Source organism: Armatimonadota bacterium, from assembly GCA_017303935.1.
In the GTDB taxonomy this organism is placed as follows: domain Bacteria; phylum Armatimonadota; class Fimbriimonadia; order Fimbriimonadales; family Fimbriimonadaceae; genus JAFLBD01.
The window spans coordinates 125,194-150,043 of record JAFLBD010000002.1 but is presented as its reverse complement, the minus strand read 5'-3'; the positions used below and the strand labels follow the sequence as shown (position 1 = coordinate 150,043).

Genomic DNA, 24,850 nt, shown 5'->3' with positions numbered 1-24,850 from the left:
AATCAGCTTCCCTGACGTTCGTTGATCATCATGGCGACGAGGGTACTGGGGATTTCGGAGTACTGGGCGACACGCTCAATACACCGAGCAAAATTCCGCTCTGAAAGCTCGTCTTTGATCGGCATGGTCTTCAGGCCTTCGAGAACTAGATTCAACGCTTCGGTGAAGAATCTCGCTTTGTTTTGCGGCAAAGACTTGTTCGGAATCTCAGCGAACTTGCGGCTAATCTGGTCGTAAACGCTGTCCCAACTAGAACGGGATTGAATCTCCGCCTTTTGCCGGGCAACGGCTTGATCCTGCAATCTCCGAGCTTCGACATCGCGCCGCTTGACTAGCTCCCAATCCGATTGCTCAATGCCGTCGATCACTCGAACGGTGACGGTTTGCCCCAGTTTGTTGGCAAGGAGCCGTTCCATTAAGGTGCGCGTTTGGCCCAGGCGCAAGTGTCCAGCCAGGTCTCCGCTTTCGCCCGGGAGCCCGATTACAAACTGACCGTCTTCTAAAGTGACCGCTCGGCAACTATTGAGCGCCGTCCAGACGCCCACGCCAGTGACGGCATTGCGAACCTCCGGCATCACTTCGGCCCACAAGGCGTGAACGTCCACCGACATAATTAGCTCGAATTCTACCTAAGCGCAACTAGGTTCGATGCTCGGAATTGCGGGTACATTGACGTTTCATGGCTTTATGCTGAACGCAGCATTGATTTCGTTGGTTCTTGGGACAAGCAAACCTCTGGTAATGCCGGAGAATTTGCAAGTCGCTTCTGGTTTGGTTTTCTCGAATCAGGGGCGAATTGAGCTGAAAATCGACGTCGTACGCCGCCCCAATTTTTCGAACAAGCCTCAGCCGGCAGTCCTGTTTTTGCATGGCGGAGCGTGGCGAGATGGACGCCGAGATATGCCAAACCCGGTGCAATGGGAGCTCGCTCTGCGCGGCTATGTCTGCTTCACTTGCGACTACCGACTGAGTCAAGAAGCGATCTTCCCTGCTCAGCTCCTGGATGTCCGTGACGCGCTGAAGTGGATTGCCACTCACAGCAGTGAATATGGAGTCGACAGCACCCGAATTGGGATCTGGGGAATGTCAGCTGGCGGTCATCTCGCGAGCTTGGCCGCTTATGCTCCAGACGCGTTTTTGCGAGAGGGCGAGTCTCCGGTAAAAGTGCGAGCGATTGCCGCGATCTTCCCTACGACGGACCTGGTTCAAATCACTAAGTCGCGATTGAACCAAAAGAATGTCCGGTCGGATTTGATCGGAGCAGCTTCTCCAGAAGCCCAATTGCTTGGCGCAAATCCGATGCAACGGCCCGATCTAGCGGCTGCAGCAAGTCCTGTGACTTACATCACCCCGGACGACCCGCCGACTTGGATCATCCACGGATTGAAGGATGAAACAGTGCCGGTCGAACAGAGCCGAATCATGGCGGCTTCACTGGCAAAGGCCAAAGTTCGGCACCAATTGCAAGTTGTGCCAAACCTGGCGCACGAAGCCAAATACGACTTGTTCGAAGACAGTATCGTCCGGTTCTTTGATCGCGAACTTGGTCCGATACTGCCCTAATACGATCGCTACTCGATAAACGAGTCTTCGGAAGGTGGTCGCTTTAGAAACGCTTCGATAAATCCGTCGATCTGACCATCGAGAACTCCCGATGCGTTTGCATTTTCAAAGCCCGTTCGGTGGTCTTTCACCAGAGTGTATGGTTGAAGGACGTATGACCGGATTTGGCGGCCCCACTCGGCAGGCCCAGAGACTTTCATCGTGCTCATTTTGCCTTCCTGTCGAAGTCGTTCGACTTCTGCCAGTCGTGCCAGCAGAACACTCATCGCAGCGGCGCGGTTCTTGTGCTGGGACCGCTCGTTCTGACACTGGACGACGATTCCAGTGGGAATGTGGGTCAGGCGTACCGCGGACTCGGTTTTGTTGACGTGCTGACCGCCGGCGCCACCAGCCCGCAAGGTTTCTACCTTGAGGTCATCAGGACTGATTTGAACTTCGCTCTCTTCGATCTCAGGAAGAACTTCGACCTTGCAGAAGCTCGTATGACGTCTTGCGGCCGAGTCGAATGGCGAGATTCTAACCAAACGGTGAACACCATTTTCGCACTTCAAATAGCCGTAAGCGTTAGCGCCCGTGACCTGGAATTGCACGGTTCGATATCCGGTGACGTCACCTTCAGTTTCGCTGAGAATTTCAAGCTTGTATCCGCGCTCTTCTGCCCAGCGCATGTACATGCGAAATAGGATTGAAGCCCAGTCGCAGGCCTCGCTTCCGCCCGCGCCAGCGTTGATTTCGACCAGTGCATTTCGGGGATCGTGTTCGCCCGAAAGCAATGTCTGAATCTCGAACTTATCGAGGTCCTTTAGAAAAGCGAGCGCAGTGGCGTCGGCCTCTTTTTCAAGCTCCTCGTTGGCTTCCTCTTTCAGGAGTTCGTAAAAGTCAGCGATATCCTGCTCGCGGCGAACGAATCCCAAAAATGGATTGACGACGTCTTTCAACCTCGCGAGTCGCTGAAGAATTTTGTTGGCTGCTGCCGGATCGTCCCAAAAGTCAGGTTGGGCTGATTGCTCTTCTATCTGAGCAATGTGTTGTTGCTTGTTGGGGACGTCAAAGATGCCCCCTGATCGCGTCCAAACGCTTCTTGGCGTTGGACAAAGATTCTTGCTGGTCTAGGTTCAGCACGACCGGAATTGTACCCGCCAAGGGGTCAGCAAGCGATTGATTGTTCGCCGCTATCGCCAGTATCTGTATCGTTCAACCGGTATTTGACCGCGGCGATCCGTTCTTTGTACTCGGCGAGCATGGCATCTCGAACCACTTTGGTTTCTGTGGCGAGAATCGTCTGAAATTGCTTTTCCAGTGCGATGGCGCCATGAAGTTCTTGTTGGGTGATGCCCTCAAAATCAGATTCAATGAGAATATCGAGCGCGACATCTCGCTCGTCCAGCAGAATTCGAAGCTCTGAGATATTGCCGGCCTCAAGCGCGTTGATCAGCGTTTCGGAGAGTAGAAGGTATCGCTCAAAAATCGGGTTGGCACTAGCTGGCAAGTTGCTGTCCTCCGGAATTCTCGCGTTGGTTTCGCTCGATTTCGCTCCAGCTCTCGCGCAGGTTTGTCATCACGGTGAGGCTGGCGTCGATCTTGGAAGCGTCGTCGCCCAAATTTGCCTCCACTAGGCAGTTGTAGACGTACCCATAGAGCCCGAACAGGTTTTGTGCGATTTCTCCGCCTTCCTTCATGTCAAGGCAGCTGGTCAATTCGGCGACGATTCGCTGCGCTTTTTGAAGCTGTGCGTTCTGTGTGAAGAGGTCTCCGCTGCCGATAGCCGCTTTCGCCAATTCCATAGAATGGATCGCGCCATCATACAGCATGATCACCAACTGAAGTGGCGATGCCGAGTTCACGGCGTTCTTTCGATATTCGTCTACGTACTGGCCTCTATTCAAAACCGATCACCTTAACGGAATCATCGGCTATTTTCTTGCTTTTTTGAATGGGCTCTCTCGCCGATTTGAGCAGAAATTCCTGCAATGATGATCGCAATTACGGTCCAGAACAGCGGCAAAATCCAGGATGCCGCTCTAGGATAGTCCGGCTTTGGAAGATCGGGCATCGATTCTCCCAACATGATTTGGCCGATTCGCAGGTACATGAACATGGCGATGGCGATCGTCCCGCCCAAGAATCCGCATGCACCAGGAACCCCGCCCTTGATTCCAGCGAACACGCCCAAAATTGCACTTGGAAGTAGTCCAAAGGCGCACGCAATCAGGAATTTCGCGATCAGGTGCTGATCCGGAAATGTGAAAAATGGCCACACCCCTATGAGATAAGTGAGAAGCGAGGTGACAACGAAAAACGAGCAACCGGACAGGATTTGGGCCTCAAAATTCGGCCCCGCCTTGATCGGTTTTTCTAATTTCTCGTCGGTTTGAAGAGGCTCAAATGCCACAGTGATTTCAAGCTACCACAGACTTTGGACCCAGCGGGCATTTCGACCCTTCTCGATGAGCGTTTTACCATTGATGAACGCGTTTCGACGAATGAAATCAGTAGTTCGGTTGATTGGTTCCTTTAAAGATCCATCGGTACCGATTTGGATCAAGGTTTTGCCTATCGTGGCTGGCCTCTACTTGATTTCTCCGATTGACTTTGTGCCCGATGTCCTTCCGATTCTCGGTTGGATTGACGATATTGTGATCGTTCTGGGACTTCTCAGCCAAGCGCTCAAAGGGCTGGAGCGAATTCCAGCAAAGATTCCACCAAGGATCATTGAATCGAGTTTCTAGTCAACTCGTCAGAATTTGTTCCTTCGCCTGACTCTTCACTCCGTGGGGCTTTTGCACCACTACCCGATTCGTTTGTTGGCGCAGAATTTGAGTCCCAATTCACAGAATTGTCTCGGAGCGTTTGACGCTGTCTGACCGAGAGATTCTGGGACCTGATGCTGCGCCAACTGTAATAATCGAGCGTGCTGGAATTCTGGTTCGCAACCACGATGAGACCTTCAGGGAACATCTTCATCGGCAACAGGCATATATCGATTCCAGAGATGTCGCTGGAAGAAATCGTTCGGTAAATCCCTTCGATGTTGTGTCGGTTCGGCTCGTCGACTTCGCCTTCGCGCTTGAAGGTCCGCAGAGCGGTGCGGTCAATCAGCTTTTCGACCGACATGATGTAGCCCTTTCCAACCACACGGCTGTTCCAAAGTGCGAGGCCCGTTGGGTAGTCGCGCCAACCTGCCGCGCCGAATTGCGCTAATTCGTGGTTGACACCGTAGAGGTGCGGCTCAGCGGAATACTTTCGAATTCCCGCGCTGCGATCGACATAGTACAAATATCCCAGGTAGTCGTCAGCAAGCAAGACTTTCACGATGCCACGGTGAGAGAAATCGCCGAAATCTCTGATGAACTTCAGGCTGATTCGGCCGTCTTTCGCCACCAGTTCGTACTGCAAGATAATCCCGCCTTCGTCGTTGTTTCGCTTTCGGCTGACAAAGGCGTATGTCCGCTCATCGGTCTGACTTCGATACAGGGCAAGCCCTTGCGCCGATGTATCCGGCGGAAAGTTCTCGCTAAACAGCTTGGTATCGCCGGAAATTTCCCACAGCTTTCGCTTGGTCGGATTGATTCCAAAAATTCGGAGCCGGTTCGTTTCGCGCTCGATGGTTGCGACGATGTCAATCTCTCTGCGGCCGAAGTTGAACTGGGTTTGAACCTCAACTCCATACGGCATCGCGATCCCGTCCAGCGTTTGAACGGGTTTACCCTCGGTATCAAAAACGAGAATCGCGCCTTTGCGGCTCAAATCAGTAGCGATCACCAAACTCTGGTTGGGATCAGACGGATGTCCCCAAATGGCGACATCTCCGACCATGTGTGGAAACGATTCGGAGTGCAATAGCGGTTCGACAGGCTCAGGATCGAGTGGTGGTGGGAGCGAATTGAGGTAGCCGATGTCCCAAAGATTGCCCGCGCGGCGTTTGGATGGGGGCGCGGTACATCCTGCCAGCAACAGCGCTAGCAAGACCGCCCCAAATTCTAAAGTTCGCCGCATTTCGTACAAATTGCGGGCCCAAAGGCCGCGCCCCACGAAAACATTATTCCGAACAATCCGAAAAATACTTGCTAGTATTAGTTTACGTTTTTGCTGGGATTACAGCAACTTAAACCGCTGTTCGCCCTTCGGAGCCCTCTCGAGAAGGGCTACTTCCGGTACAAGGTTTTGACTTAGCTTTTCGAACGATTGTTTGCCATCGGGGCTCAATGCAAGTGCCCAAACCCGTTGAAGTTCGGCAATCGCGCTCTTGAGGTCGAGCTTTAAGAAGTCGATTTTCTTCAATTCAGCGTGGATAGCCGCATCACCTTCTGTCGATCCGCAAAGGTACCCCCGCGCTTTGAGCGTGGTGAAATCGCCATCGAAATCGAGGAGGTAATACTGGTCACCTTCAGGCGAATCCGCGACTTCCGCGAACAAGCCTTGGACAACAAATGGAGCAGTATTGAAGTCGGCGAAGGCTCGTTTGAGTGGCGCAGAGATTGCGCTCACAACGCGCTGGATAGTGACATCTTCTTCGCTTCGGTTAAACCCTTCTTGATGAGCAAAATCGATGCTGGCGACTCGGATTTGCTCCATATCGGACTGCTGTCCGATCGCGGAGAACATCAATCGATCGTAGATTTCAAAGAGCTTCCGAGCGTTGCGTCGCATCGTGAACGCCAGAATCCCTTCGGTGACGGAAGCCATCAGTACTGGGGTGCCCGATTGAAGGCGCGTCTGCACAAACGAGGCTCGGTGCCCCATGCTTTCTTGCCAGTCGAACGGAGTGATCATATCTCTGTATACGCGATTTTGCGGCTACTTGCCTGCCTCTTTCAGCTTGATCGCGGTTTCATAAGCCTTTTTGATGTCCGCAACCAGCGTGGAATATCCGCCGTCGCCTCCGATCGATTGCTGCCTTAGAATATAGGAGGGGTGGAGCGCGGCCAGAATCGCGTTGCAATGCTCAGACTTGTTCAGAATTCCACGATCTTTGGTGATCTTGAAGTCCTTTCGAATAAGGTTCTTTGCGCTGGGTGCGCCGACGCACAGAATGACTTTTGGCTTGATGATTTCGATTTGTTGCATCAGCCAGTTTCGACAATTGGCGGTTTCTTCGTCTGTCGGTGGCCGATTGTACGGCTTGTCGTTTCGCCAATCACATGCGCGGCATTTGACCGTATTGCAGATGTAAACGTGGGTCCGATCCAACTGGTTGTCTGCGAGAGCTAAGTCGAGCAGTTTGCCGGCCTTGCCGACGAACGGTCGTCCTGTAGCATCTTCCTGATCTCCAGGGCCCTCGCCGATAATCATCAGCGGCGAGTCTGGATTGCCTTCTCCAAAAACGGTGTTCCTACGTTTGGCGGCGATTTCGCACTTGTGGCACTGTGCCACTTCTTCCTGAAGAACCGAGAGCTCAATCATAGGTCGACGGCAGATTTTAGGCGTTGGTAACTATCCTGAAGGCTTTGCGGCATCACCCGGACATCGCCAACTGAAGTCATGAAGTTAGTGTCTCCAAGCCACCGCGGGACGATGTGCCAATGGATGTGATCTGGAATTCCAGCACCTCCAGCAGCGCCGAGATTGACGCCGATATTGAATCCTTGTGCACCGTAACATGCCTTGATCCACCGAGTACACGCACTAACCAATTGGTTAATCTCGAGTAATTCGGCATCGTCCAATTCCGAGATTTCTCCGGTGTGTTTGTACGGCGCGACCATCAAATGACCATTGGTGTACGGGAACCGATTGAGGATGACAAACGCGGTTTTGCCGCGAAAGAGGATGAGATTCTCCTCGTCGTTGTCTTGGCTAGGTAACTCGACAAAGATGCACCCGGAAGACTGAGGTCGTCCGTAATTTTCCTTCTCGATGTACTTCAGCCGCCAAGGGGCCCATAGTCGCTCGGCCATGTTTAGGACTGTACCGATTTCGCCAAGATAATCGCTTCGGCCACTTCTCGCATCGACTTCCGATTATTCATGCTCTGAGTTTGGATGCGGCGGTAGGCTTCCGCCTCATTGACCGAGAGATCCTCCATCAAAATCCCCTTTGCTCGGTCGAGCAACTTGCGCACTTCTAGTTTTTCGGTCACGCTTTCCACTTCTTTGGTGAGCTGGATGTTTTCCTCATAGCGAGACCGCGCCACTTCGATAGCTGGGAGGAGATCGTTCGGCTTGAACGGCTTCACGAGGTATCCAAAAACGCCGGCGTCTTTTGCACGCTCGATCAACTCTCGATCGCAAAATGCGGTGAGCAAAATGGCTGGCGCGACGGAGTTTTCCGAAAGGTAAGTTGCCGCCTCGATGCCGTCCATCACGGGCATTTTGACGTCCAAAATGCACACATCGGGCTTTTCGGATTCGGCAAGGGAGAGCGCTTCCTTACCATCGCCCGCTTCGCCCACAATTTCATAGTCCAAGGCCTCCAGCATCTGCCGCAGGTCCAAACGAATAATCGGATCGTCGTCCGCAATTAATACACGCATACTGCTCCTTTCATGGTTGAACGCATTCCACGAGCAGCGGACAACTCAAATCAAGAAGATTCTTGTTGGTTGCTGATCCGCTTTTCGAGTTCTGCGAGTTGAGCGTCGACGTCGGTGGCGACGGTGGTTTCTGTTGATGTTGTCGAAGTTTGGGGTGCGGCCATTCCGAGTCGCTCTTCCATCTTCTTCAATTCTTCTTCAGCTTGAGCATCCATGGCCATGTCTTCCATGCTCATGGTCTTGCCAGCCAAGCTGGAACCAAACATTTCCTGTCTGGCTTGGGCTTCTGCCATCTTGTCCTTGATCTTTTCCTTGGCAGCGCCGTAAGTGCTTTCGAATTCGTTTTCAAAGGTAAGACCTTCGAGGCTCTTGCTCACCGCATTTTGAATCTGGGCTTGCTTCCATTGAGCCTTGAGCGCGAGCGCCTCGCTTGTCTTTCGGCGAATTTCTTCTTCTTGTCGTCGAAGGGCGAGCTTAACTTGCTCGATCGTTTCAACAGCGGCGGCATGGCTGCCCTTGAGTTGCTCGATCGTGACATCGACGGTTTGTTTTTCGCGAATGAAGCTTCGAGCGGCATCTCGGTTGCCTTGCTTGAGTGCCATCGCTGCATTTGCGTCCAATGACTGGGATCGTTTGATCTGATCTTCCAGCATCGATTGGAGCTTATTTTTTTGCGTAATAGCTTGAACCGCACGCTCTTTGTTGGCGGCCATCGCCTCGCTCATTTCGCGGCGAGCTTGATCCAGCATGATTTCTGGATCTTCCAGCTTGTCCATCCCGCGATTGAACATCGCCTTCACCCATCGAAAAAATCGCTCAAACATCTTTGGTTTCCTTCGCAAATTATACACGTTCGGTTGCAAGGTCCTGTCTATTGATAGGTCAATGCCAAGCAAACCAGGTCGAATCAGCAGTAAATTGAACCTATGCAGCTGAAGATGTGGATGCTTGATATCGCCCGTGAGCAGGCTCCAAACCTTGATCATTTACGCCGGTACGCCAAACTCTCTTTGGATTCTGGATACAACGCCCTCGGCCTGTATCTAGAGCATCGATTCGCCTACCCCAGCGCGCCATGGGTGCACGGTAAAGAATGCGTCACGCCAGAAATGGTCAAACAGCTGGTCAACGAGTTTCCTGAACTGAAAATCATCCCCTTCATCAATCTCTTGGGGCATTTTGAAGGCTTCCTTTACACCGAGGAAGGCAAGCAGTACCGAGAAGAGCTGTTCAGCGGATTGCAGGCTTCACCCGCCAATCCAGCATTTGTCGAACTCTGCAAGAAGCTCATCGACGATACGTGCGAGGCGTTCAACAGCGACATCATCCATATCGGAGGCGACGAGACTTGGCAGCTTGGGGCGAATCAGGCGAGCAAGGACCGGATCGAAACCCTTAAGGCAGAATTTCAAGATCGGTTCGCAGGCATAGTCAGCGAGCGCGTGGAATCGGAGTCCGACGCGGAGAATTACGGTGTCACGAAAGCAAATGCGGAAGAAGGGCTGGACGGAAAGGCTTTGCTCTACGGTGCGCACTTTGGTCCTCTCGCGGAATACGTCAAGGCAAAAGGGCGTCGCCCTGCAGTCTGGGGTGACATGTATTACGATCACCCGCTTGCTCTAGAATTCATGCCGAAGGACACCCTAATCTTCGACTGGCAGTACTTCAAAGGTGTTGCCGCGACCGCGCCCCAATTCACCCAAAAGGGTTTCGAAGTTGTAGGTTCACCTGCATTGCAGACTTACAATGCGACTTGGATGCATGTCGAAGCTTCCGAGCGAAATGTGACCGAGGTCACGCGCGATGTGATGGATCAATCCCTTTACGGCGTGTGTGTGACGACCTGGGAATGCGGCCTCTTCGGAGCGTATGACACGGTTTTCCCGGCGATTCGAGCCTGCGGCAAGCTTCTGAACGGAATTGACACGAGCTTCTATGCGGAGTACGGCGCGGAAAGTCCCGCGCACGAACGGTGGGCACGGCTCATGAGTGAATCATTGACGGGACTTGGCGGCATGTTTGATCAAGGCCGAATACGATCATCACTCAAGGTTCGATTGCTGCTGATGTCCAATCCGTTTTTGTGCTGGATGCACCATCACGAAGAGTTGGCGGGCACAGAAAAGGGCAAGAAGGCCATCGACTTGGCGACCGAAGCGTTGGCAATCGCTCCCGAAGAAGCCTACAAGGGACCTTCTTTATTCTTGCGAAGCGCGGTCGAATTCGTGACTATCGCCGAGGAAGCACGACAGGAATATCGCGCAAGAAGGTCAGAGGCATGCGTTGCGAAACTGGCTTCATCGAGGCAGATTTTTGATGATCTTGCCAAGATTGCGCGCTGGAATCATCAGCGAATCGGGGGTTCGCTGGCGGACATCGAACGTTGCCGAATCGCTAAAGAGTGGGTGATGACCGTCATGCAGCGCATCCGCGTGTATGGGGACGGGCAATTGGGTTATCTGCCCGCGTTCGAGGTGATTTCCCACCCGAAGTTCGTGCCGCACGATCAAGCTTGTTGGTGGCTGATCAACCGGTGGGCTAACCAGTAGGTCAGAGAACCGCGTCGATCACTTGTTCGGCAATCGCAGCCGATCCAAACGGCGGCATTAGGTACATGCCTTGCGCTCCGGATCGCACGTGCGCGGCCAGGGCTTGCGCCGCTTCGATGCCAATCGCCTGCCCGTCCAGTTCGGTTTCGGCGCCGCTCAACTTCTCGCGAAGCCAGTCTGGGATTTCGATTCCTGGAACCTCATTGTGCATAAATTCAGCGTGGCGTGAATGTTTGAGCGGTAGAACACCGACGAACAACGGGAGTTTGGTTCGATGCAAAATCTCGAGCGCGAGATCGACTTGCTTCGGCTCAAACAGCGGTTGAGTGTAAACCACATGCGCGCCCGCGTCGACTTTGCGCATCAGGCGATCGATCTCGGTGTCCAGATCGAATGCGAGAGGATTGAACGCAATCGCAATCGTGAACGCGCACTTCATTCCCACGCTGTATCCGGCGAGGTCCAGACCTTCGTTGAATCGGTTTAGCACGCGCACCAGCCCTATGGCATCGATGTCATACACGCTGGTCGCACTTGGATAGTCGCCGATGTTTGCAGGGTCCCCAGTAACGGCGAGAATGTTGCGTACGCCGAGCGCGTGGGCGCCAAGGAGGTCTGCTTGAACCGCCAGCAAGTTCCGATCTCTGCATGCAAAGTGCATCATCGTTTCGATGCCGATTTGCTCTTGGATCAGGGTGCAAACGCTGAGCGGATTCATGCGAAGACGCGCTCGTGCGCCGTCGCTAATGTCGATCAGGTCCGCGCCTTTTATCTTGAGCTGGCGAGAGCTGGCAAGGACTTTGTCGAACGCGAGTCCTCGGGGGAGATCGACCTCCACCGTGACAATAAACTTGCCCTTCTTGAGCTTCTCGGCGAGCTCAGTAGGTTGCGACTCCTCGAGTGGTTTCTTTTCGGTTTGCGCCGCAAAATGGCGAGCTGGGACTTTCGGTTTGTAGCTCCCCGAGTCCAGCGCCTCGCGCATTTTCGCGATGTGGTTGGGTGTGGTTCCGCAACACCCGCCGATGATGCGGGCGCCTTCTTCCACCAGCCTGACGGAGGCCTTGGCAAAATAGTCCGGTGCGATGTCGTAGACCACCTTGCCCTTAACGAGTTGCGGAAGCCCCGGGGTCGGCATGGCGATAATCGGCAGTTCGGACGACTCGCTGAGTTGCCGAACGATGTCGATCATCCGTTGAGGGCCAACGACGCAGTTCGCACCGATGGCGACCACGCCTTCGAGGCACATCTCGGTCGCGCACCTTCCGGGTAGCCCTTCAGCAAGTGCATCGCCATCTTCAATGAACGCTCGACTTGCAAGGATTGGCAGTTCGCTCACGCTCCGAACAGCCTTGACCGCTACCGCCAGCTCTTCAAGATCGATGAACGTTTCGAGAATGAACCCGTCGATGCCGCCTTCTTGCAAGGCTTGGGCTTGGTCGGCGAATGCGCGAAATGCTTCTGCGGAGGTGAGGCTCCCAATCGGTTCGAGCGGCTTGCCGCATGGCCCGATCGCACCTAAAACAAATTTTTCTGAACCAGCAGCTTCGCGTGCGAGTTGTGCCCCGCGCCTGTTTATTTCAGCAAGATCAAAATTGAGTTCACCCATTTTGATTGCGTTAGCACAGAAAGTATTGGTCTCAACAAAGTCCGCGCCAGCATCAAAATACTCTTTGTGGACGGCACGCACGATTTCCGGGGAAAGTACGTTCGCGAGGTCGTAAGGAACTCGCTCGAATCCGTGCGCGGCGAGCAAAGTGCCGTTTGCACCATCCCCCAGCATTACCGAGTGATCCAAAAATTCGAGCAATCGCGATTTCATTGAACTGGGGCCAAGTGTACCAAATCTCGGGTTCAATCACGTTCAAGATGCGTTGGATCGTGTTTGACCTAGGTGGAGTGCTGGTAAAGGTTGCCCGGAATTGGGGTGAGGCCTGTGCAGGAGCAGGTATCGTCGCCACAAACCCTTCCACGAAATCAGTACCCCTGTGGGAAGCACCTTGCTTTGAGCCGTTTCAACGCGAGCAGATTGATTTTCAGGAGTACTGCATTCAACTCGGAGAATGGTTAGGCTGCTCCGCGCCAGAGGCCAAGGAAGTCCACGATTCGATCCTGCTTGGGGAATACCAAGGTGCTCACCATTTGGTTAAATCTTTACAGTCATTGGGTTATCGTTGCGCATGCCTGAGCAATACCAACGAAGCGCACTGTATCGAAATGGCCCGCCCTGAAAAGTACCCATCTGTATGCGCCCTAGACTTCCGAGGATTCAGTTATGAAGCCAGGTTGGGCAAGCCCGATTCGAGGTTTTACGAGTGGTTTATGGAGAATACGGGCGCGTCTGCCGATCAAATCGTATTCTTCGACGACCTTGAGTCAAACGTCGAAGCCGGCATCAACGCCGGCTGGACTGCCTTCTGTGTGGATCACGCCGGCGACACGATCTCGCAGATGCGAGAATTCCTAGGCTTGAGTTGACTCTGACGCCGCAGGCTTCGCACCTTTCAAGGCCGCCTTGACCAACCCAACGAAGAGTGGATGCGGACGATTCGGACGGCTCTTAAACTCTGGGTGTGCCTGTGTCGCAACGAAGAACGGATGGTTTGGAACTTCGACCATTTCAACAAGTCGATAGTCTGGAGAAACGCCACTGATCGACATTCCGTGCTCGTTCAACTTCTCTCTGAAGTCATTGTTAACTTCAAATCGGTGGCGATGTCGTTCTGTGATGCGGTTCGAACCGTAAAGCTCGTGCGATAACGACCCGCCTACGATATTGCATGGGTAGCTTCCGAGGCGCATCGTTCCACCCTTTGATGTGACTCCTTTCTGGTCAGGCAGCAAGTGGATTACCTTGTAAGGAGCGACGTCGCTGAATTCTTCGCTGCTTGCGTTTTCGAGACCGCAAGCATTTCGAGCAAATTCAATGACTGCGACTTGCATGCCGAGGCAGATTCCGAGGAAAGGCAATCCGGTCTCTCGGGCGAACTTAACGGCGCGGATTTTTCCTTCAATCCCTCGCATCCCGAATCCAGGAGCAACGATGAGACCATCGACGCCTTTGAGCAGCTCTTCTGGGTTCATTTCACCTTCGAGCACATCGCTCTCGATCCATTCGATATCCACTCGAGAATCGTTCGGAATACCGGCATGGATCAGAGCTTCGGCGATGGATTTGTAGCTATCTCCGTTGCCGGTGTACTTCCCGACAACAGCGATCTTGCACTTGTTTCGCGGGTGTTTGAGGGTGTCAACGATCTTGCCCCATTCGCTGAGATTTGGTTCGGTTGTATCCAGTCCCAGTCGCCCCGAAATATATCTTCCAAGTCCGAGCTCCTCGTAATTGAGCGGTACTTCGTAGATCGTCGCCGCATTCAGCGATTCGATGACGGCTTCAGAAGGCACATCGCAGAACAGCGAGATTTTCTCCTTCACATCCTGACCGATCGGGACCTCGCTGCGGCAGACCAGAACATCTGGGGAGATACCGATTTCGCGGAGCTTGATAACGCTATGTTGGGTGGGCTTTGTTTTGACTTCGTGCCATGGGCCGACGGTCGGAACGAAGCTCACGTGAACATAGAGCACGTTTTCTGGTCCGGCATCCTTCTTCATTTGCCGGATCGCTTCAAGGAATGGGAGGCTTTCGATGTCACCGACCGTCCCTCCGACTTCGGCGATGACGACATCGGCTTCTTGTTGCTTGCCGGCATCTTGGATCAGTCGCTTGATTTCGTTGGTGACATGGGGAATGACTTGAACTGTCCCGCCAAGATAATCGCCTCGGCGCTCGGCTTCGATCACGTTGCGATAGACTTTTCCTGTGGTGATGCTGGATCCCGCCGAACAGCTGACATCCATGAATCGTTCGTAATGGCCCAGGTCAAGATCAGTTTCGGCGCCATCTTCGGTGACAAACACTTCGCCGTGCTGAAACGGGTTCATCGTGCCTGCGTCGACGTTGATGTATGGGTCGAGTTTGACTGGTGCGACGGTGTAGCCGCGGTTTCGAAGCAACCTTCCAATACTGGCGGTGGCGATCCCCTTTCCGATCGAACTCACCACACCACCCGTCACAAAAATGTACTTCGTCATACGCAATCTCCCCCGAAACAGAAAAAGTGGAACCCCAGGCAATAAGACGCTTTTACGAACAGTAATGCGGGAGGTTTGTAGAATTCTACCGGAAAAGGGCTCGATTATCGAACTTTGACTTGTTGCTTGGCGAAGATTTCTCTCAGAAACTGCCCAGTGTGTGAGTTTTGGTTCGCGGCGACCTCTTCGGGTGTGCCCATAGCCACGATCGTGCCGCCACCAGTTCCGCCCTCCGGACCAAGATCGACAAGGTAATCGGCGGTCTTGATCACGTCCAAGTTGTGTTCGATAATGATCACCGTGTTACCACGGTTAACCAATTGGTGAAGAACTTCGAGCAACTTTTGAACATCTTCGAAGTGCAGTCCGGTCGTCGGCTCGTCAAGGATGTAAACCGTCGAACCGGTATCGCGCTTACTCAATTCTGCGGCTAGCTTGACTCGCTGAGCTTCTCCGCCACTCAGAGTCGTCGCGGGTTGTCCCATGCGGATGTATCCCAGCCCGACGTCGAGCAGTGTTTGAAGCTTGCGGTAGATCTTGGGGATTGGCTGGAAGAATTCGCATGCCTCTTCAAGGGTCATCGCGAGAATGTCGGCAATCGACTTCCCCTTGTACTTGACCTCCAGTGTTTCGCGGTTGTATCGCTTGCCCTTGCAGACCTCGCAAGGAACATACACGTCTGGCAAGAAGACCATTTCGATCTTCAGAATGCCGTCGCCCTTGCAGGCTTCACATCGCCCGCCCTTGACATTAAAACTAAATCGACCGTTCTTGTATCCGCGAACTTTGGCGTCGGGCGTCATGGCCATGAGCTCGCGGATCATATCGAAGGTTCCTGTGTAGGTGGCCGGATTACTTCGCGGCGTTCTGCCGATGGGCGACTGATCGATGTCAATAATTTTGTCGATTCCGTCGAGCCCTTCGATGCTGTCGTGTGGTTCCCAAGCTCCTCGTGTGCCGTACGTTTCGAACATCAGCCTCGGAAACAAGGTGTCCTGAATCAGAGTTGATTTGCCACTACCGCTTACGCCAGTGATACAAGTCAACAGACCCTTCGGAATAGCTAAATCCACGCCCTTCAGGTTGTTGCCACGGGCGTTTCGCAAGACTATCCAGTCCGAGTTCGACATGCTAGTCAGGAGTCTACTATATTTGTTTCCGGAATTCCAGCTTGTGCGGTAGGATTTGATCTATGAAGCAGAACTTTCGCGTGATGGTTTTTGATCACCTAAGAGAGAATAGCGATGCGGTCTGATTACGGCAATTCAGAGCTAAATATTGAAGACATCCCGGATGAGCCTTGGCGGTTGCTCGCAGATTGGATTGCGGCCGCCAGAGTTTTAGGGCATCCGGAGCCCACCGCGATGGCCCTGGCGACGTGTGGCGCGGATCATACGCCAAGTTGTCGTATGGTGCTCGCCCGCGATGTTTCTTCTCAAGGAGTGACGTTCTTCACGAATTATGAGAGCCGAAAAGGAGTTCAAATCAGCGAGAATCCAGTGGTTGCAGCAACCTTTTGGTGGCCAGAATTTCATCGCCAAGTTAGAATTGAAGGTTCCATCGTAAAGGTATCTGATGAAGAGTCGGACCAATATTGGGAATCTCGCCCGGTCGAAAGCCGTGCCGCGAGTGCCAGCAGCCCTCAATCTCGGCCGATTCAGAGCCGGGACACGCTTGAAGAGCTAATAAACCAAATGGTTGAAAATGGCGTCGTTAGTCGGCCAGGCCATTGGGGTGGATACCGAATTGTCCCGAACATGTTTGAGTTTTGGCAAGGCAGGACAGCCCGGATTCACGACCGATTCGAACTCCGGCTAGAGAGCGGAGCTTGGAAAAGACAACGGTTGGCGCCGTAATCGTCAGATCGGGCAGGGCGACTTTGGCTTGCGTCTTTCTGCCGGAATGTCGATCTGCTTAATCCCTTTGAGCCACGCTGCGGTTCCCTCGTCGTGCTTGAGGAACTGCTCGACGGTGCCTTGATTGATGATCTCGCCACCGCGTTCTCCGGCACCCGGTCCGATGTCGATCAACCAGTCTGCTTCCATCATTGTCTCCTCGTCGTGTTCGACGATAATCACTGTGTTTCCAAGGTTTTTGAGTTTGCGTAATGTTTGGATCAGCTTGCGATTGTCGCGTTGATGAAGGCCGATGCTCGGTTCGTCGAGCACGTAAAGACATCCCATCAAGCCGCTTCCGATTTGGGTCGCGAGGCGAATTCGCTGAGCTTCACCCCCGGCCAAAGTTCGCGCGTTTCGGTCAAGTGTCAGATACCCAAGCCCAACATCATTGAGGAAGCTGAGCCTCTCGATGATCTCTTTGACTGCACGGTCAGCAATCGCCAATTGTCGTGAGCTGAGCTTCGACGGGAGCTCACGAAAGAACTCGACTGCCTTCGAAACTGGCATCTGGGTGATATCGGCGACGTTGCGCTCGGCCACGCGCACGCTGAGAGTTTCCGGTTTTAGGCGTTGACCCGCACAAACAGGACATGGCTTGGTGCTCATGTACTGCTCCAGGTCTTTCTTCACCCACTCACTTTCGGTCTGCTCATATTTCTTTCTTAATGTGCCAAAGACGCCGTCCCATTGCGTATTGAATTTTCGTTCACCGCGGCCAATCTTCATACGGACTGTGACCGGGTCTTTGAGGCCATTCCAAACGACCTGCATGTGTTCGTCGCTGATTTCATTTACGGGCAAAGAAGCATCAAATCCGGCCGCTTCCCCCACGGCTGTCAGAACGTCGGGCCACCAATCTTTGGTCTCACCGCTCTTATAAACAAATGGCGCAATCGCTCCATCTTTCAGTGGGACCGACCAATTCGGGATGACCAATTGCGGGTCAAATTCGGTCTTCGTTCCCAATCCGGTGCATTCTGGGCATGCTCCGTACGGGGAGTTGAATGAGAACATGCGAGGCTCCGGTTCAGGCATGCTGAAGCCGCATTGGGCGCATGAATACGACTCACTAAAGAGCTCGTCCTTCCAGTCGTCTCCGGATTCATCGGGAGCTTGCCAACTGATATTGACCAGTCCCTTACCCATCTTCAGCGCACTTTCGACGGAATCGGCAAGACGACGTTCCTGCCCCTCTTTTTTAACCAAACGGTCAACAACAACTTCGATGGTGTGCTGCTTGTATCGATCCATCGGGATGTCGTCCGTAACTTCATACATCTGTCCATCTACTCGAACGCGGACAAATCCTGCCTTAGCGACTTCCTGGATTTCTTTTTTGTACTCGCCCTTGCGCCCTTGGACCACTGGTGACAGGACTTGGATCTTCGTTCCGTCTGCGAATCCGAGGACTCGGTCGACGATCTGGTCCGTAGATTGCCGTTCGATCGGGCCATGTCCGTTTGGACAAAACGGCACGCCTGCACGGGCGAAGAGAATTCGAAGGTAATCATAGACTTCGGTGACAGTCCCCACCGTGGAGCGCGGATTCTTGCTACTGCTTTTCTGATCGATGCTCACAGCGGGGGACAACCCGTCGATGTGGTCCACGTCTGGTTTGTCCATCTGACCGAGGAACTGACGTGCGTAGGCGCTGAGTGACTCCACGTAGCGACGTTGACCTTCGGCGTAAATGGTATCAAACGCCAGGCTGGATTTTCCGGAACCAGAAAGCCCGGTGATCACCACCAACTGATCGCGAGGAATCTCAACGGTGACGTTTTTGAGATTGTTTTCGCGAGCTCCAACGACGACGATTTTATCCTGAGCCATAGCTAAAAGGTAGACGAAAGAATACCACTATGATTGAGATGCCGCTCGCAAAAAATTCTCATTTGGCGAACCACCGCGTGCTAGTCAGGCGTTTCATAACTGAATCGGAGGAAACTTCAAACAAATGCTATCTATTTATGCTTTGGCTTTATCGGCCGTTATGGCACCCGGTGCCAGTGATGTAAAAGTTCCGCAGATCGTTCAAGGCGCGCTGTACAAAAACGGATACACCGCCGTGATTCGAAAAGTGGAATTGGACGCTGACGGCGACACGATGATCGGCAGCATAACCCCATCGGTGATGGGAACGTTCTGGGTTTATGGCTCGCCAGGTCTCAAGTTAGAATCAATGGTCAACACCACGGTGACCGATAAAGTTCAAGCAGTCGCCCAGTCGATTCCGGTGCTTCTTGCCCTCAACAAAGGGGCCGAAGTCGAATTGACCACTAGCCGAAACGTCAAGCTGGTTGGCAAGCTCATCGACATCAATAGCGTGGCGATGGTGCAGACGGATAAGGGCTTGGAGATCGTCAATGTCAACGATATCACTCAAGCTTTGATCAAGGGCAATGTGAAGACGACCACTGAGGTGGCGACGAGCACTGGTGGATTGCGCGTAAAAGCGAATGGCCCGGGATCCCTGTATTTGCTCAGCGTCGAACCTGGCCTAGACTGGACGCCGATGTACTGGGTGGACATCTTGGACGATTCTCGGTTAAAGCTCACGATGCGAACCTCGGTGACAAATGAAATTGGAGATCTGAAGGATGCCGACTTATCGTTCGTGGCCGGCGCACCAAACATCCCGTTCTTGTACGAAAACGATCCGTTTACACTGTTTACAGCCCAGATGAACGCTCGCGGATCTGCCGGTATGCCAGGAGGATTTGCAGGTGGTGGAGCGATGCAAAATCGAGCACCAGCCGCAGATGCGGGATTTTCGATGGAGAAGGCGTTCGAAGCAGGTCCAGCTGATGGCGATGCTGTCGGCGAACTTTTCTACTATCGCAGCAAGAAGGTTGAACTGAAGCGTGGAGAGAAAGGCTATTTCGTTCTGTTTGAGAACGCGACGACCTATTCGACGCTCTACACACTTGATATTCCCGCTGAGGAAATCGGGGACTCTGTTCCGGATACTTGGCAGACGATCAAGTTCAAAAATACCAGTGGTGTGCCACTGACCACCGCGCCAGCTACAGCCTACAAGAACAACAATCTTGTTGGGCAAGATATGCTCAAGTACACGCCGGCAGGAGCGGATGGCACTCTGCGACTCGCCCGGGCAATGGACATTCCAGCTCGGTTTACAGGCACGGAGACTTCCAGTGATACGGTCGTGATCGACAACGTTACCCACCAGCGGGTGGTGCGCAACGGCAAAATCGACATTCAGAACATGAAGAAAGAAGATGCCCTCATCGAAATCGAAACTGGATTCAATGGCGAGTTGCTTTCGCTCGATGGCGGCGGCGAATCTCGAAAGATGAACCAACGGATCAATCAGCTCAATCCGTACACATCTGCGAAATGGACGGTGCGATTGAAGCCAAACGAGAAGCGAACGCTGAATTTCAGCTATCGAAGAGTCCTGTAAGTTCAGTCAGAATCAAGAACGCCCAGCCAATCCGGCTGGGCGTTTTTTATTTCACAAAGTGGAAGGCGATGCAGTTGCCCAGGCCATCTTCGAGCAGCAAACCCGCCACAGGATCTTGCTTCGTCTTGGCGAGTTGACGTGCATCTTCAAATCGAATTGTCGTCGGGTGGCCCGGAAATCCATAAAACTGCATCATCGCATGGGCATCTTCGATGGACTTGGTGCATCCGAGTCCATGAACCACATCGTAACCGGGCACGTTTTCGGCCCGGAGACAGAGATGCTTATTCGGATCCCGGTCTAGCTGGATCACGACCACTTCTTCGGGAAAATCTGATTCCAGCAAGCTCGCGATGAGAGGACTGTCCATGAGCTGATTCATGCCGCTATTTTAGTTCAATTTGCTGCTGATTCATAATGGTGTTTGTGGATGTGCCAAAGCTAATTTTGTTGCTGAGTGGTGGACTGGACTCGGTGACCGCGGGAGCAATGCTTCGCGAGGCTGGGTATGAGCTTTACGCACTCAGCTTCATGTACGGCCAGCGGCACCATGCGGAATTGCAAGCTGCGAAAGAAGCCGCTGAGTTTCTGAAGGTGCGCGACCATAAGATCATCGAAATTGACCTTCGCAATTTTGGAGGTAGTGCTCTCACTGCTGACATTGAGGTGCCCAAAGATCATCTCGTAGCGGATGAAATTCCAATCACTTATGTGCCTGCACGGAACACCATATTCCTGAGCTACGGCCTCGCGTACGCTGAGGTTATCGGCGCAAACGACATCGGAATCGGGGTGAATGTTGTGGACTACAGCGGCTATCCTGATTGCCGACCAGAGTTCATTTCAGCGTTTGAAGCCATGGCAAATCTCTCCACTAAGGCGGCGGTGGAGGGCAATTTGCTCAAAATCCATACGCCGCTCATCCACCTGACCAAGCGCGAGATCATCGAAGAAGGGCTGAGATTAGGGGTGGATTATGGAAAGACCCACTCTTGCTATGACCCGTCGCCAACCGGGAAGGCGTGTGGCCATTGCGACTCTTGCCTGATCCGGAAGCGAGCGTTTGAAGAGCTCGGAATGTCAGATCCTGTGTTGGGCGCATCATAATAGGGATGTTTTGAGTCAGGGCGTTTACCGAATTTGTAAGAGTTTCACAGTGGAGTCTGGGCACATGCTCAGTAAGCATCCTGGAAGCTGCCGATTTCCGCATGGTCACACCCGCCGAATTGAGATTGTCTTGGTCGCCAAACAGCTGGATGCGAACGATATGGTGGTCGACTTCTCAGCGCTCAAACTAGCCATGAAGGATTTCATCGATATGTTTGATCATTCGATGGCAATCAACTCAAATGACCCGATGATGAAAAGTTTGGTCAAAGCGTATGGCGACGCGATGATCGTGTATGAAGATCAAGACCCCACCACAGAGGTCATCGCTCGGGACATCTTCGAAGCGGTCGCCGAAATCCTGCGTACAGGGTGGAAAGGCAAAAACAAAGACGGCTTGACGTTTAGCATCCCTGCAGGACGCACGCAAGTCGAGCGCGTCCGAGTTTGGGAAACGCCGAGCAGTTGGGCCGAATTCGGTATTGACTAGCCGCCAACGTAGGTGTAGTCACCAATTCCCGAACGAACCGATTGGCTGGAATCGACGCCAATCACGCTGAGTGAATTCACTCCTGCCTGCTGATGCAGTCGATAGTTTATTCCTTGGCCATACATGACGTGCCCCGATCCAGCAAGGATGACCATGATCCGCTTTGGATTGTGCGGCCAGCGATTCATGGCTTTAAGTGCGGAATCGGCCATTGCGACATCCCAAAGTACTTGAGCGGCATAGATGTTCTTCATCCCGTCGCTGGGTGGATGCCCTCCCATTAATGCGCCAAAGACAGCCTGGTGGTCCTTGTTGTTCGTATCGATTGGCGGCACTTGTTCGCGGGCTTCGGCGGGAAGAGACTCTGGACCGTTGCGGCTGACTGTTCGGACCCATTCCCGAGGAATGTTCAGCGCGACTAGCGGAAGCCGGTTCTGCTTCACTGCTTCAAACATCGGTCGGTAGATCGAATAATCAAATCCCCATTGGCTCTTCCAATTCGATTGCTCGATAAAGGTGGACTCATCCCATTTTCCTAGCGACCAATTGTAAAGGTTGCCTTGGTTGGGGCGGGTGAACATTTCTAAGCCCACCGAGACAATTCGGCCACGATCGACAAGGGCCTGAATGATCTGGGCCACGGCTTCCTTATGGTTTTGGTTATCGTGCTGCTCGCCGAACAGTAAGTAGGTGTATCCATCGGCAGCCTGAGCGATGGCGGCGGCTGTCGCTGAAGTACCGTCCGACATGCTGGTGAACCCACTTTTTGCCACAAAACTGCGGTTTGGCCCAATATCGAGTTGGTACACATTCACCTCTTGTGATGCGGCAAGAACGGCGATCCAAACTGGAAGCATAAGATTATTCTATCCTTTAATAGCGGTGGCAAACCTAAGAATTTCAGAGAGTTTTTCGAGCCTTCAAGGTGAAGGATTGCTCGCTGGCGCACCGAGCACTTTCGTGCGCATTTCTGGATGCAATTTGAGGTGTGTTTGGTGCGATACACCGTATGCGAGCTGGAATCCCGAGGGGCCTGTTTTGTCGATTGACGCGATCATGGAGCAAGCTAAATCTTTCGGAAACCGAAACATTGTGATCACTGGTGGAGAGCCGATGATTTTTGATGCTACATCGGATTTATGTCGTCGGCTAAAGGATGCTGGGCACCACATCACAATTGAAACCGCTGGAACAGTTTTCCGAGAACTTGAGTGCGACTTGATGTCGATCAGCCCGAAACTCTCACATTCGACGCCGACGGATGACGCGGTATGGGCGGATCGTCATGAGACTACGCGCTTGAACTTTGAGGCACTCAATTCGTTGCTTTCAAGCTATCCGAGCCAGCTGAAATTTGTCGTCGCCGCGGAATCAATTGATCGAGATGTTTCGGAAATCGAACAAATCCTGACTCAACTACAAATTGGAGATGCTCCAGTATTTCTCATGCCCGAAGGACGAGACGTGTCGCGAATATGGGAGACAGCCAGGCTTCTCGTTAAAGTTTGTGTGGAGAAGGGATGGCGGCTTGGTCCGAGGTTGCAGATCGACCTGTTTGGTGATACGCGAGCCACATAATGCTGACCACAGGCCTGACGTACGTGAGTTTGACCTACGATGGCTCTACGATCGGGCATGCCGAGATCGTGTTACCGGCGCTAGATGCCTTTGGGTTCAAGGGCACATTCTTCATCGATCCTAGCGAAGTTTTGGCTAGACCAAGAGTTTGGCGCGAAGCTCATGCTGCTGGACACGAGATTGGCAACGGCGGAGTGCTCTCAGAATTTTCAACACATTCAGATCAATTAATTCGAGAAACGAACGAGTTTGTTTTCGAGTTCTTTGGCGAACGTTGCCAGAGCATTGCTCAAAGAGCTTTCGATCAACCGCTCCAAAATCCTGTTCTATTCACTCGAACAGGAGTAGAAGGAATCAATCGAATTGGGTCCGGGCTCCCAATCAGGGCTCTCTACTGTGATAACTATTCAGGGCCGGAGTTGATCGGATTTATCGAGCACGCTCCGCCAAACTCTTGGCTGGTATTTGCTTTCATGGGCGTCGGTGAAGGTGAGCCTTCCATTGACCTGTCGGCCCATCAACAGTTGCTGAGCTACCTGGCGCAGTCGCCACACCAAGTCGCGACGTTTAGTGAACTAGCTCGGCTGAGAGCTCTTGGAGCGCAGGAATGGCCGCTCGAAGAACCAGAAGAAGACGAACGAGCAAGCGATGGCCATCAATAGCCCGATGCTAAACATATAGCCTACCGATCGCAGCGGGGTTTGCATGATCACAGGCCGGGAGACGTAGACGATTTGTAAAATCGGGTGGTGGATCAAATAGAGGCTGTAGCTAAAGGTCCCCAAGACGGCGAGCATTCGATTGCTCAAAAGCCTAGGTAGCCAACCTGCAATGTCCTTGCTGCAATACACCAGCATCAGTGCAATCGATCCCCCCATCAGAAGATCTCGGATTGCGAGTTCTTTGGTCCATTGCGTCGAAAGGCAGGCCAGTAAGAACAATCCGAAGGACCCAAATCCAAATCTGCGCAGTCCTAAGCCCTGGAATTGTTGATCAAATGTCCAACGTGCCGAAGCCATGCCTAGCACAAAGAGGCCGAAATACCAAATGTACAACTTCTCGGTGACCGGGAATAACAAAAGACAACCGGTTGCGATCAAACCTGAACAGATCAGGCTGCGCAAAATTCCGAATTTCACCATCGCGGCGCAGATCAGTGGGAACAAAAAGTACAGCTGAAACTCGATTGAAATCGACCAAAGTACACCGTTAATCTTATACATCCAGTCGCGGCTGAAGTTATGAATCATCAGCACATGAGCCATCAAGTTCTCTGTGGTGAGCGGCAAGTACTGCTCCCACGGCATTCCAGATTGCTTGGTCGTCACCGTGAGGACGACCAGCACTGAGAACGCGAGGCAAGCGTAGTACGGCGGAAGAATTCTGCGGCACCGCCGGATCAGGAACGACTCGACATCGGTCAGGGTGCCGTCTCCTCGCTGGAATAGTGCCATTTGAAGGCAAAAACCTGACAACACAATAAACGCTGAGACGGCGAAATGGCCGTATAGCAGACTCCCCATGACCGCTTTGATCGCACCAGGCAAAGGCAGCTTGCCGTAGGGGTCGGTGAGTGTAACGATATGTTGCAGCACGACATAAAGGGCAGCAATCCCGCGCATCCCTTCGATAAATTCCAGTCGTTTAGGCAACTCTTTTGCCATGCTCCTAGTGTAG

The 24,850-nt window shown here is 52.9% G+C and carries 27 protein-coding genes and 1 pseudogene; 10 read left to right on the top strand and 18 right to left on the bottom strand.

Annotation, left to right across the window (positions count from 1 at the left end):
* Window positions 1–2 precede the first annotated feature (2 nt).
* The gene (locus J0L72_05330) at window positions 3–611 is read right to left on the bottom strand and encodes a hypothetical protein (GenBank protein ID MBN8690200.1); all 609 of its coding nucleotides are present in this window, start codon (window positions 609–611) and stop codon (window positions 3–5) included.
* Window positions 612–741: 130 nt separating this feature from the next.
* On the opposite strand from J0L72_05330, the gene J0L72_05325 reads away from it, so the two are divergent.
* Window positions 742–1,563 carry an alpha/beta hydrolase gene (locus J0L72_05325; GenBank protein ID MBN8690199.1) on the top strand — a complete coding sequence of 274 codons (822 nt, stop codon included), beginning with the start codon at window positions 742–744 and terminating at the stop codon, window positions 1,561–1,563.
* Between the two features lie 8 nt (window positions 1,564–1,571).
* On the opposite strand, the gene prfB is transcribed toward J0L72_05325, so the two are convergent.
* From prfB to J0L72_05305, 4 genes are all read right to left on the bottom strand, one after another.
* The gene (gene prfB / locus J0L72_05320; GenBank protein ID MBN8690198.1) at window positions 1,572–2,618 is read right to left on the bottom strand and encodes a peptide chain release factor 2; all 1,047 of its coding nucleotides are present in this window, start codon (window positions 2,616–2,618) and stop codon (window positions 1,572–1,574) included.
* Between the two features lie 92 nt (window positions 2,619–2,710).
* The gene (locus J0L72_05315) at window positions 2,711–3,052 is read right to left on the bottom strand and encodes a hypothetical protein (protein ID MBN8690197.1); all 342 of its coding nucleotides are present in this window, start codon (window positions 3,050–3,052) and stop codon (window positions 2,711–2,713) included.
* Window positions 3,042–3,449 carry a flagellar export chaperone FliS gene (gene fliS / locus J0L72_05310; protein ID MBN8690196.1) on the bottom strand — a complete coding sequence of 136 codons (408 nt, stop codon included), beginning with the start codon at window positions 3,447–3,449 and terminating at the stop codon, window positions 3,042–3,044. The genes J0L72_05315 and fliS overlap by 11 nt, the downstream gene beginning before the upstream one ends.
* Before the next feature lie 20 nt (window positions 3,450–3,469).
* Window positions 3,470–3,955 carry a hypothetical protein gene (locus tag J0L72_05305; protein ID MBN8690195.1) on the bottom strand — a complete coding sequence of 162 codons (486 nt, stop codon included), beginning with the start codon at window positions 3,953–3,955 and terminating at the stop codon, window positions 3,470–3,472.
* 73 nt (window positions 3,956–4,028) lie between these two features.
* On the opposite strand from J0L72_05305, the gene J0L72_05300 reads away from it, so the two are divergent.
* Window positions 4,029–4,292, top strand: a complete 264-nt coding sequence (locus tag J0L72_05300) for a DUF1232 domain-containing protein (protein ID MBN8690194.1) — start codon at window positions 4,029–4,031, stop codon at window positions 4,290–4,292.
* Here the strand turns inward: J0L72_05300 and J0L72_05295 are convergent.
* The 6 genes from J0L72_05295 to J0L72_05270 form a co-directional block, all read right to left on the bottom strand.
* A complete protein-coding gene (locus tag J0L72_05295) occupies window positions 4,273–5,559 on the bottom strand; it encodes a phytase (GenBank protein ID MBN8690193.1) in 1,287 nt (428 codons plus the stop codon). The genes J0L72_05300 and J0L72_05295 overlap by 20 nt on opposite strands.
* Before the next feature lie 99 nt (window positions 5,560–5,658).
* Window positions 5,659–6,336: a hypothetical protein gene (locus J0L72_05290; protein MBN8690192.1), complete on the bottom strand. Its 678-nt coding sequence runs from the start codon at window positions 6,334–6,336 to the stop codon at window positions 5,659–5,661.
* 24 nt (window positions 6,337–6,360) lie between these two features.
* Complete coding sequence (locus J0L72_05285) at window positions 6,361–6,966, bottom strand: uracil-DNA glycosylase (protein MBN8690191.1); 606 nt, start codon at window positions 6,964–6,966, stop codon at window positions 6,361–6,363.
* Window positions 6,963–7,460 (bottom strand): HIT domain-containing protein, encoded by a 498-nt coding sequence (locus tag J0L72_05280; protein ID MBN8690190.1) that lies wholly within the window; start codon window positions 7,458–7,460, stop codon window positions 6,963–6,965. The genes J0L72_05285 and J0L72_05280 overlap by 4 nt, the downstream gene beginning before the upstream one ends.
* A gap of 2 nt (window positions 7,461–7,462) precedes the next feature.
* Complete coding sequence (locus J0L72_05275) at window positions 7,463–8,035, bottom strand: response regulator (protein MBN8690189.1); 573 nt, start codon at window positions 8,033–8,035, stop codon at window positions 7,463–7,465.
* Between the two features lie 50 nt (window positions 8,036–8,085).
* Complete coding sequence (locus J0L72_05270; GenBank protein MBN8690188.1) at window positions 8,086–8,859, bottom strand: PspA/IM30 family protein; 774 nt, start codon at window positions 8,857–8,859, stop codon at window positions 8,086–8,088.
* A 102-nt stretch (window positions 8,860–8,961) separates the two neighbouring features.
* On the opposite strand from J0L72_05270, the gene J0L72_05265 reads away from it, so the two are divergent.
* Complete coding sequence (locus J0L72_05265; GenBank protein ID MBN8690187.1) at window positions 8,962–10,584, top strand: family 20 glycosylhydrolase; 1,623 nt, start codon at window positions 8,962–8,964, stop codon at window positions 10,582–10,584.
* Window position 10,585: 1 nt separating this feature from the next.
* On the opposite strand, the gene J0L72_05260 is transcribed toward J0L72_05265, so the two are convergent.
* Window positions 10,586–12,403, bottom strand: coding sequence for a bifunctional homocysteine S-methyltransferase/methylenetetrahydrofolate reductase (locus J0L72_05260; GenBank protein ID MBN8690186.1), 1,818 nt, complete (start codon window positions 12,401–12,403; stop codon window positions 10,586–10,588).
* Here J0L72_05260 and J0L72_05255 point away from each other — a divergent pair.
* Window positions 12,403–13,059: an HAD-IA family hydrolase gene (locus J0L72_05255; protein ID MBN8690185.1), complete on the top strand. Its 657-nt coding sequence runs from the start codon at window positions 12,403–12,405 to the stop codon at window positions 13,057–13,059. The genes J0L72_05260 and J0L72_05255 overlap by 1 nt on opposite strands.
* On the opposite strand, the gene J0L72_05250 is transcribed toward J0L72_05255, so the two are convergent.
* Both J0L72_05250 and J0L72_05245 read right to left on the bottom strand, forming a co-directional pair.
* Window positions 13,045–14,676, bottom strand: a complete 1,632-nt coding sequence (locus J0L72_05250; protein ID MBN8690184.1) for a CTP synthase — start codon at window positions 14,674–14,676, stop codon at window positions 13,045–13,047. The two genes, J0L72_05255 and J0L72_05250, sit on opposite strands and share 15 nt — an antisense overlap.
* A 104-nt stretch (window positions 14,677–14,780) precedes the next feature.
* Window positions 14,781–15,791: pseudogene (locus J0L72_05245) on the bottom strand (excinuclease ABC subunit UvrA).
* Between the two features lie 129 nt (window positions 15,792–15,920).
* On the opposite strand from J0L72_05245, the gene pdxH reads away from it, so the two are divergent.
* Window positions 15,921–16,532, top strand: coding sequence for a pyridoxamine 5'-phosphate oxidase (gene pdxH, locus J0L72_05240; protein ID MBN8690183.1), 612 nt, complete (start codon window positions 15,921–15,923; stop codon window positions 16,530–16,532).
* A gap of 3 nt (window positions 16,533–16,535) precedes the next feature.
* Here pdxH and uvrA read toward each other — a convergent pair whose 3' ends face one another.
* The gene (gene uvrA, locus J0L72_05235) at window positions 16,536–18,404 is read right to left on the bottom strand and encodes an excinuclease ABC subunit UvrA (protein MBN8690182.1); all 1,869 of its coding nucleotides are present in this window, start codon (window positions 18,402–18,404) and stop codon (window positions 16,536–16,538) included.
* A 124-nt stretch (window positions 18,405–18,528) separates the two neighbouring features.
* Between uvrA and J0L72_05230 the strand changes: the two genes are divergently transcribed.
* Window positions 18,529–19,998: a hypothetical protein gene (locus tag J0L72_05230; GenBank protein MBN8690181.1), complete on the top strand. Its 1,470-nt coding sequence runs from the start codon at window positions 18,529–18,531 to the stop codon at window positions 19,996–19,998.
* Between the two features lie 46 nt (window positions 19,999–20,044).
* On the opposite strand, the gene J0L72_05225 is transcribed toward J0L72_05230, so the two are convergent.
* Window positions 20,045–20,380: a hypothetical protein gene (locus tag J0L72_05225; protein MBN8690180.1), complete on the bottom strand. Its 336-nt coding sequence runs from the start codon at window positions 20,378–20,380 to the stop codon at window positions 20,045–20,047.
* A gap of 35 nt (window positions 20,381–20,415) precedes the next feature.
* Between J0L72_05225 and queC the strand changes: the two genes are divergently transcribed.
* Window positions 20,416–21,105 carry a 7-cyano-7-deazaguanine synthase QueC gene (gene queC, locus J0L72_05220; GenBank protein ID MBN8690179.1) on the top strand — a complete coding sequence of 230 codons (690 nt, stop codon included), beginning with the start codon at window positions 20,416–20,418 and terminating at the stop codon, window positions 21,103–21,105.
* A 64-nt stretch (window positions 21,106–21,169) separates the two neighbouring features.
* Complete coding sequence (locus J0L72_05215; GenBank protein ID MBN8690178.1) at window positions 21,170–21,595, top strand: 6-carboxytetrahydropterin synthase; 426 nt, start codon at window positions 21,170–21,172, stop codon at window positions 21,593–21,595.
* Here J0L72_05215 and J0L72_05210 read toward each other — a convergent pair.
* Window positions 21,592–22,344 (bottom strand): ChaN family lipoprotein, encoded by a 753-nt coding sequence (locus J0L72_05210; GenBank protein MBN8690177.1) that lies wholly within the window; start codon window positions 22,342–22,344, stop codon window positions 21,592–21,594. The genes J0L72_05215 and J0L72_05210 overlap by 4 nt on opposite strands.
* Here J0L72_05210 and J0L72_05205 point away from each other — a divergent pair.
* Together J0L72_05205 and J0L72_05200 are read left to right on the top strand one after the other, a co-directional pair.
* Window positions 22,343–23,173, top strand: coding sequence for a 7-carboxy-7-deazaguanine synthase QueE (locus J0L72_05205; GenBank protein ID MBN8690176.1), 831 nt, complete (start codon window positions 22,343–22,345; stop codon window positions 23,171–23,173). The two genes, J0L72_05210 and J0L72_05205, sit on opposite strands and share 2 nt — an antisense overlap.
* Window positions 23,173–23,835 (top strand): polysaccharide deacetylase family protein, encoded by a 663-nt coding sequence (locus J0L72_05200; GenBank protein ID MBN8690175.1) that lies wholly within the window; start codon window positions 23,173–23,175, stop codon window positions 23,833–23,835. Before J0L72_05205 ends, J0L72_05200 begins: the two co-directional genes overlap by 1 nt.
* Here J0L72_05200 and J0L72_05195 read toward each other — a convergent pair.
* Window positions 23,749–24,837 (bottom strand): acyltransferase, encoded by a 1,089-nt coding sequence (locus tag J0L72_05195; GenBank protein ID MBN8690174.1) that lies wholly within the window; start codon window positions 24,835–24,837, stop codon window positions 23,749–23,751. The two genes, J0L72_05200 and J0L72_05195, sit on opposite strands and share 87 nt — an antisense overlap.
* Window positions 24,838–24,850: the final 13 nt, after the last annotated feature.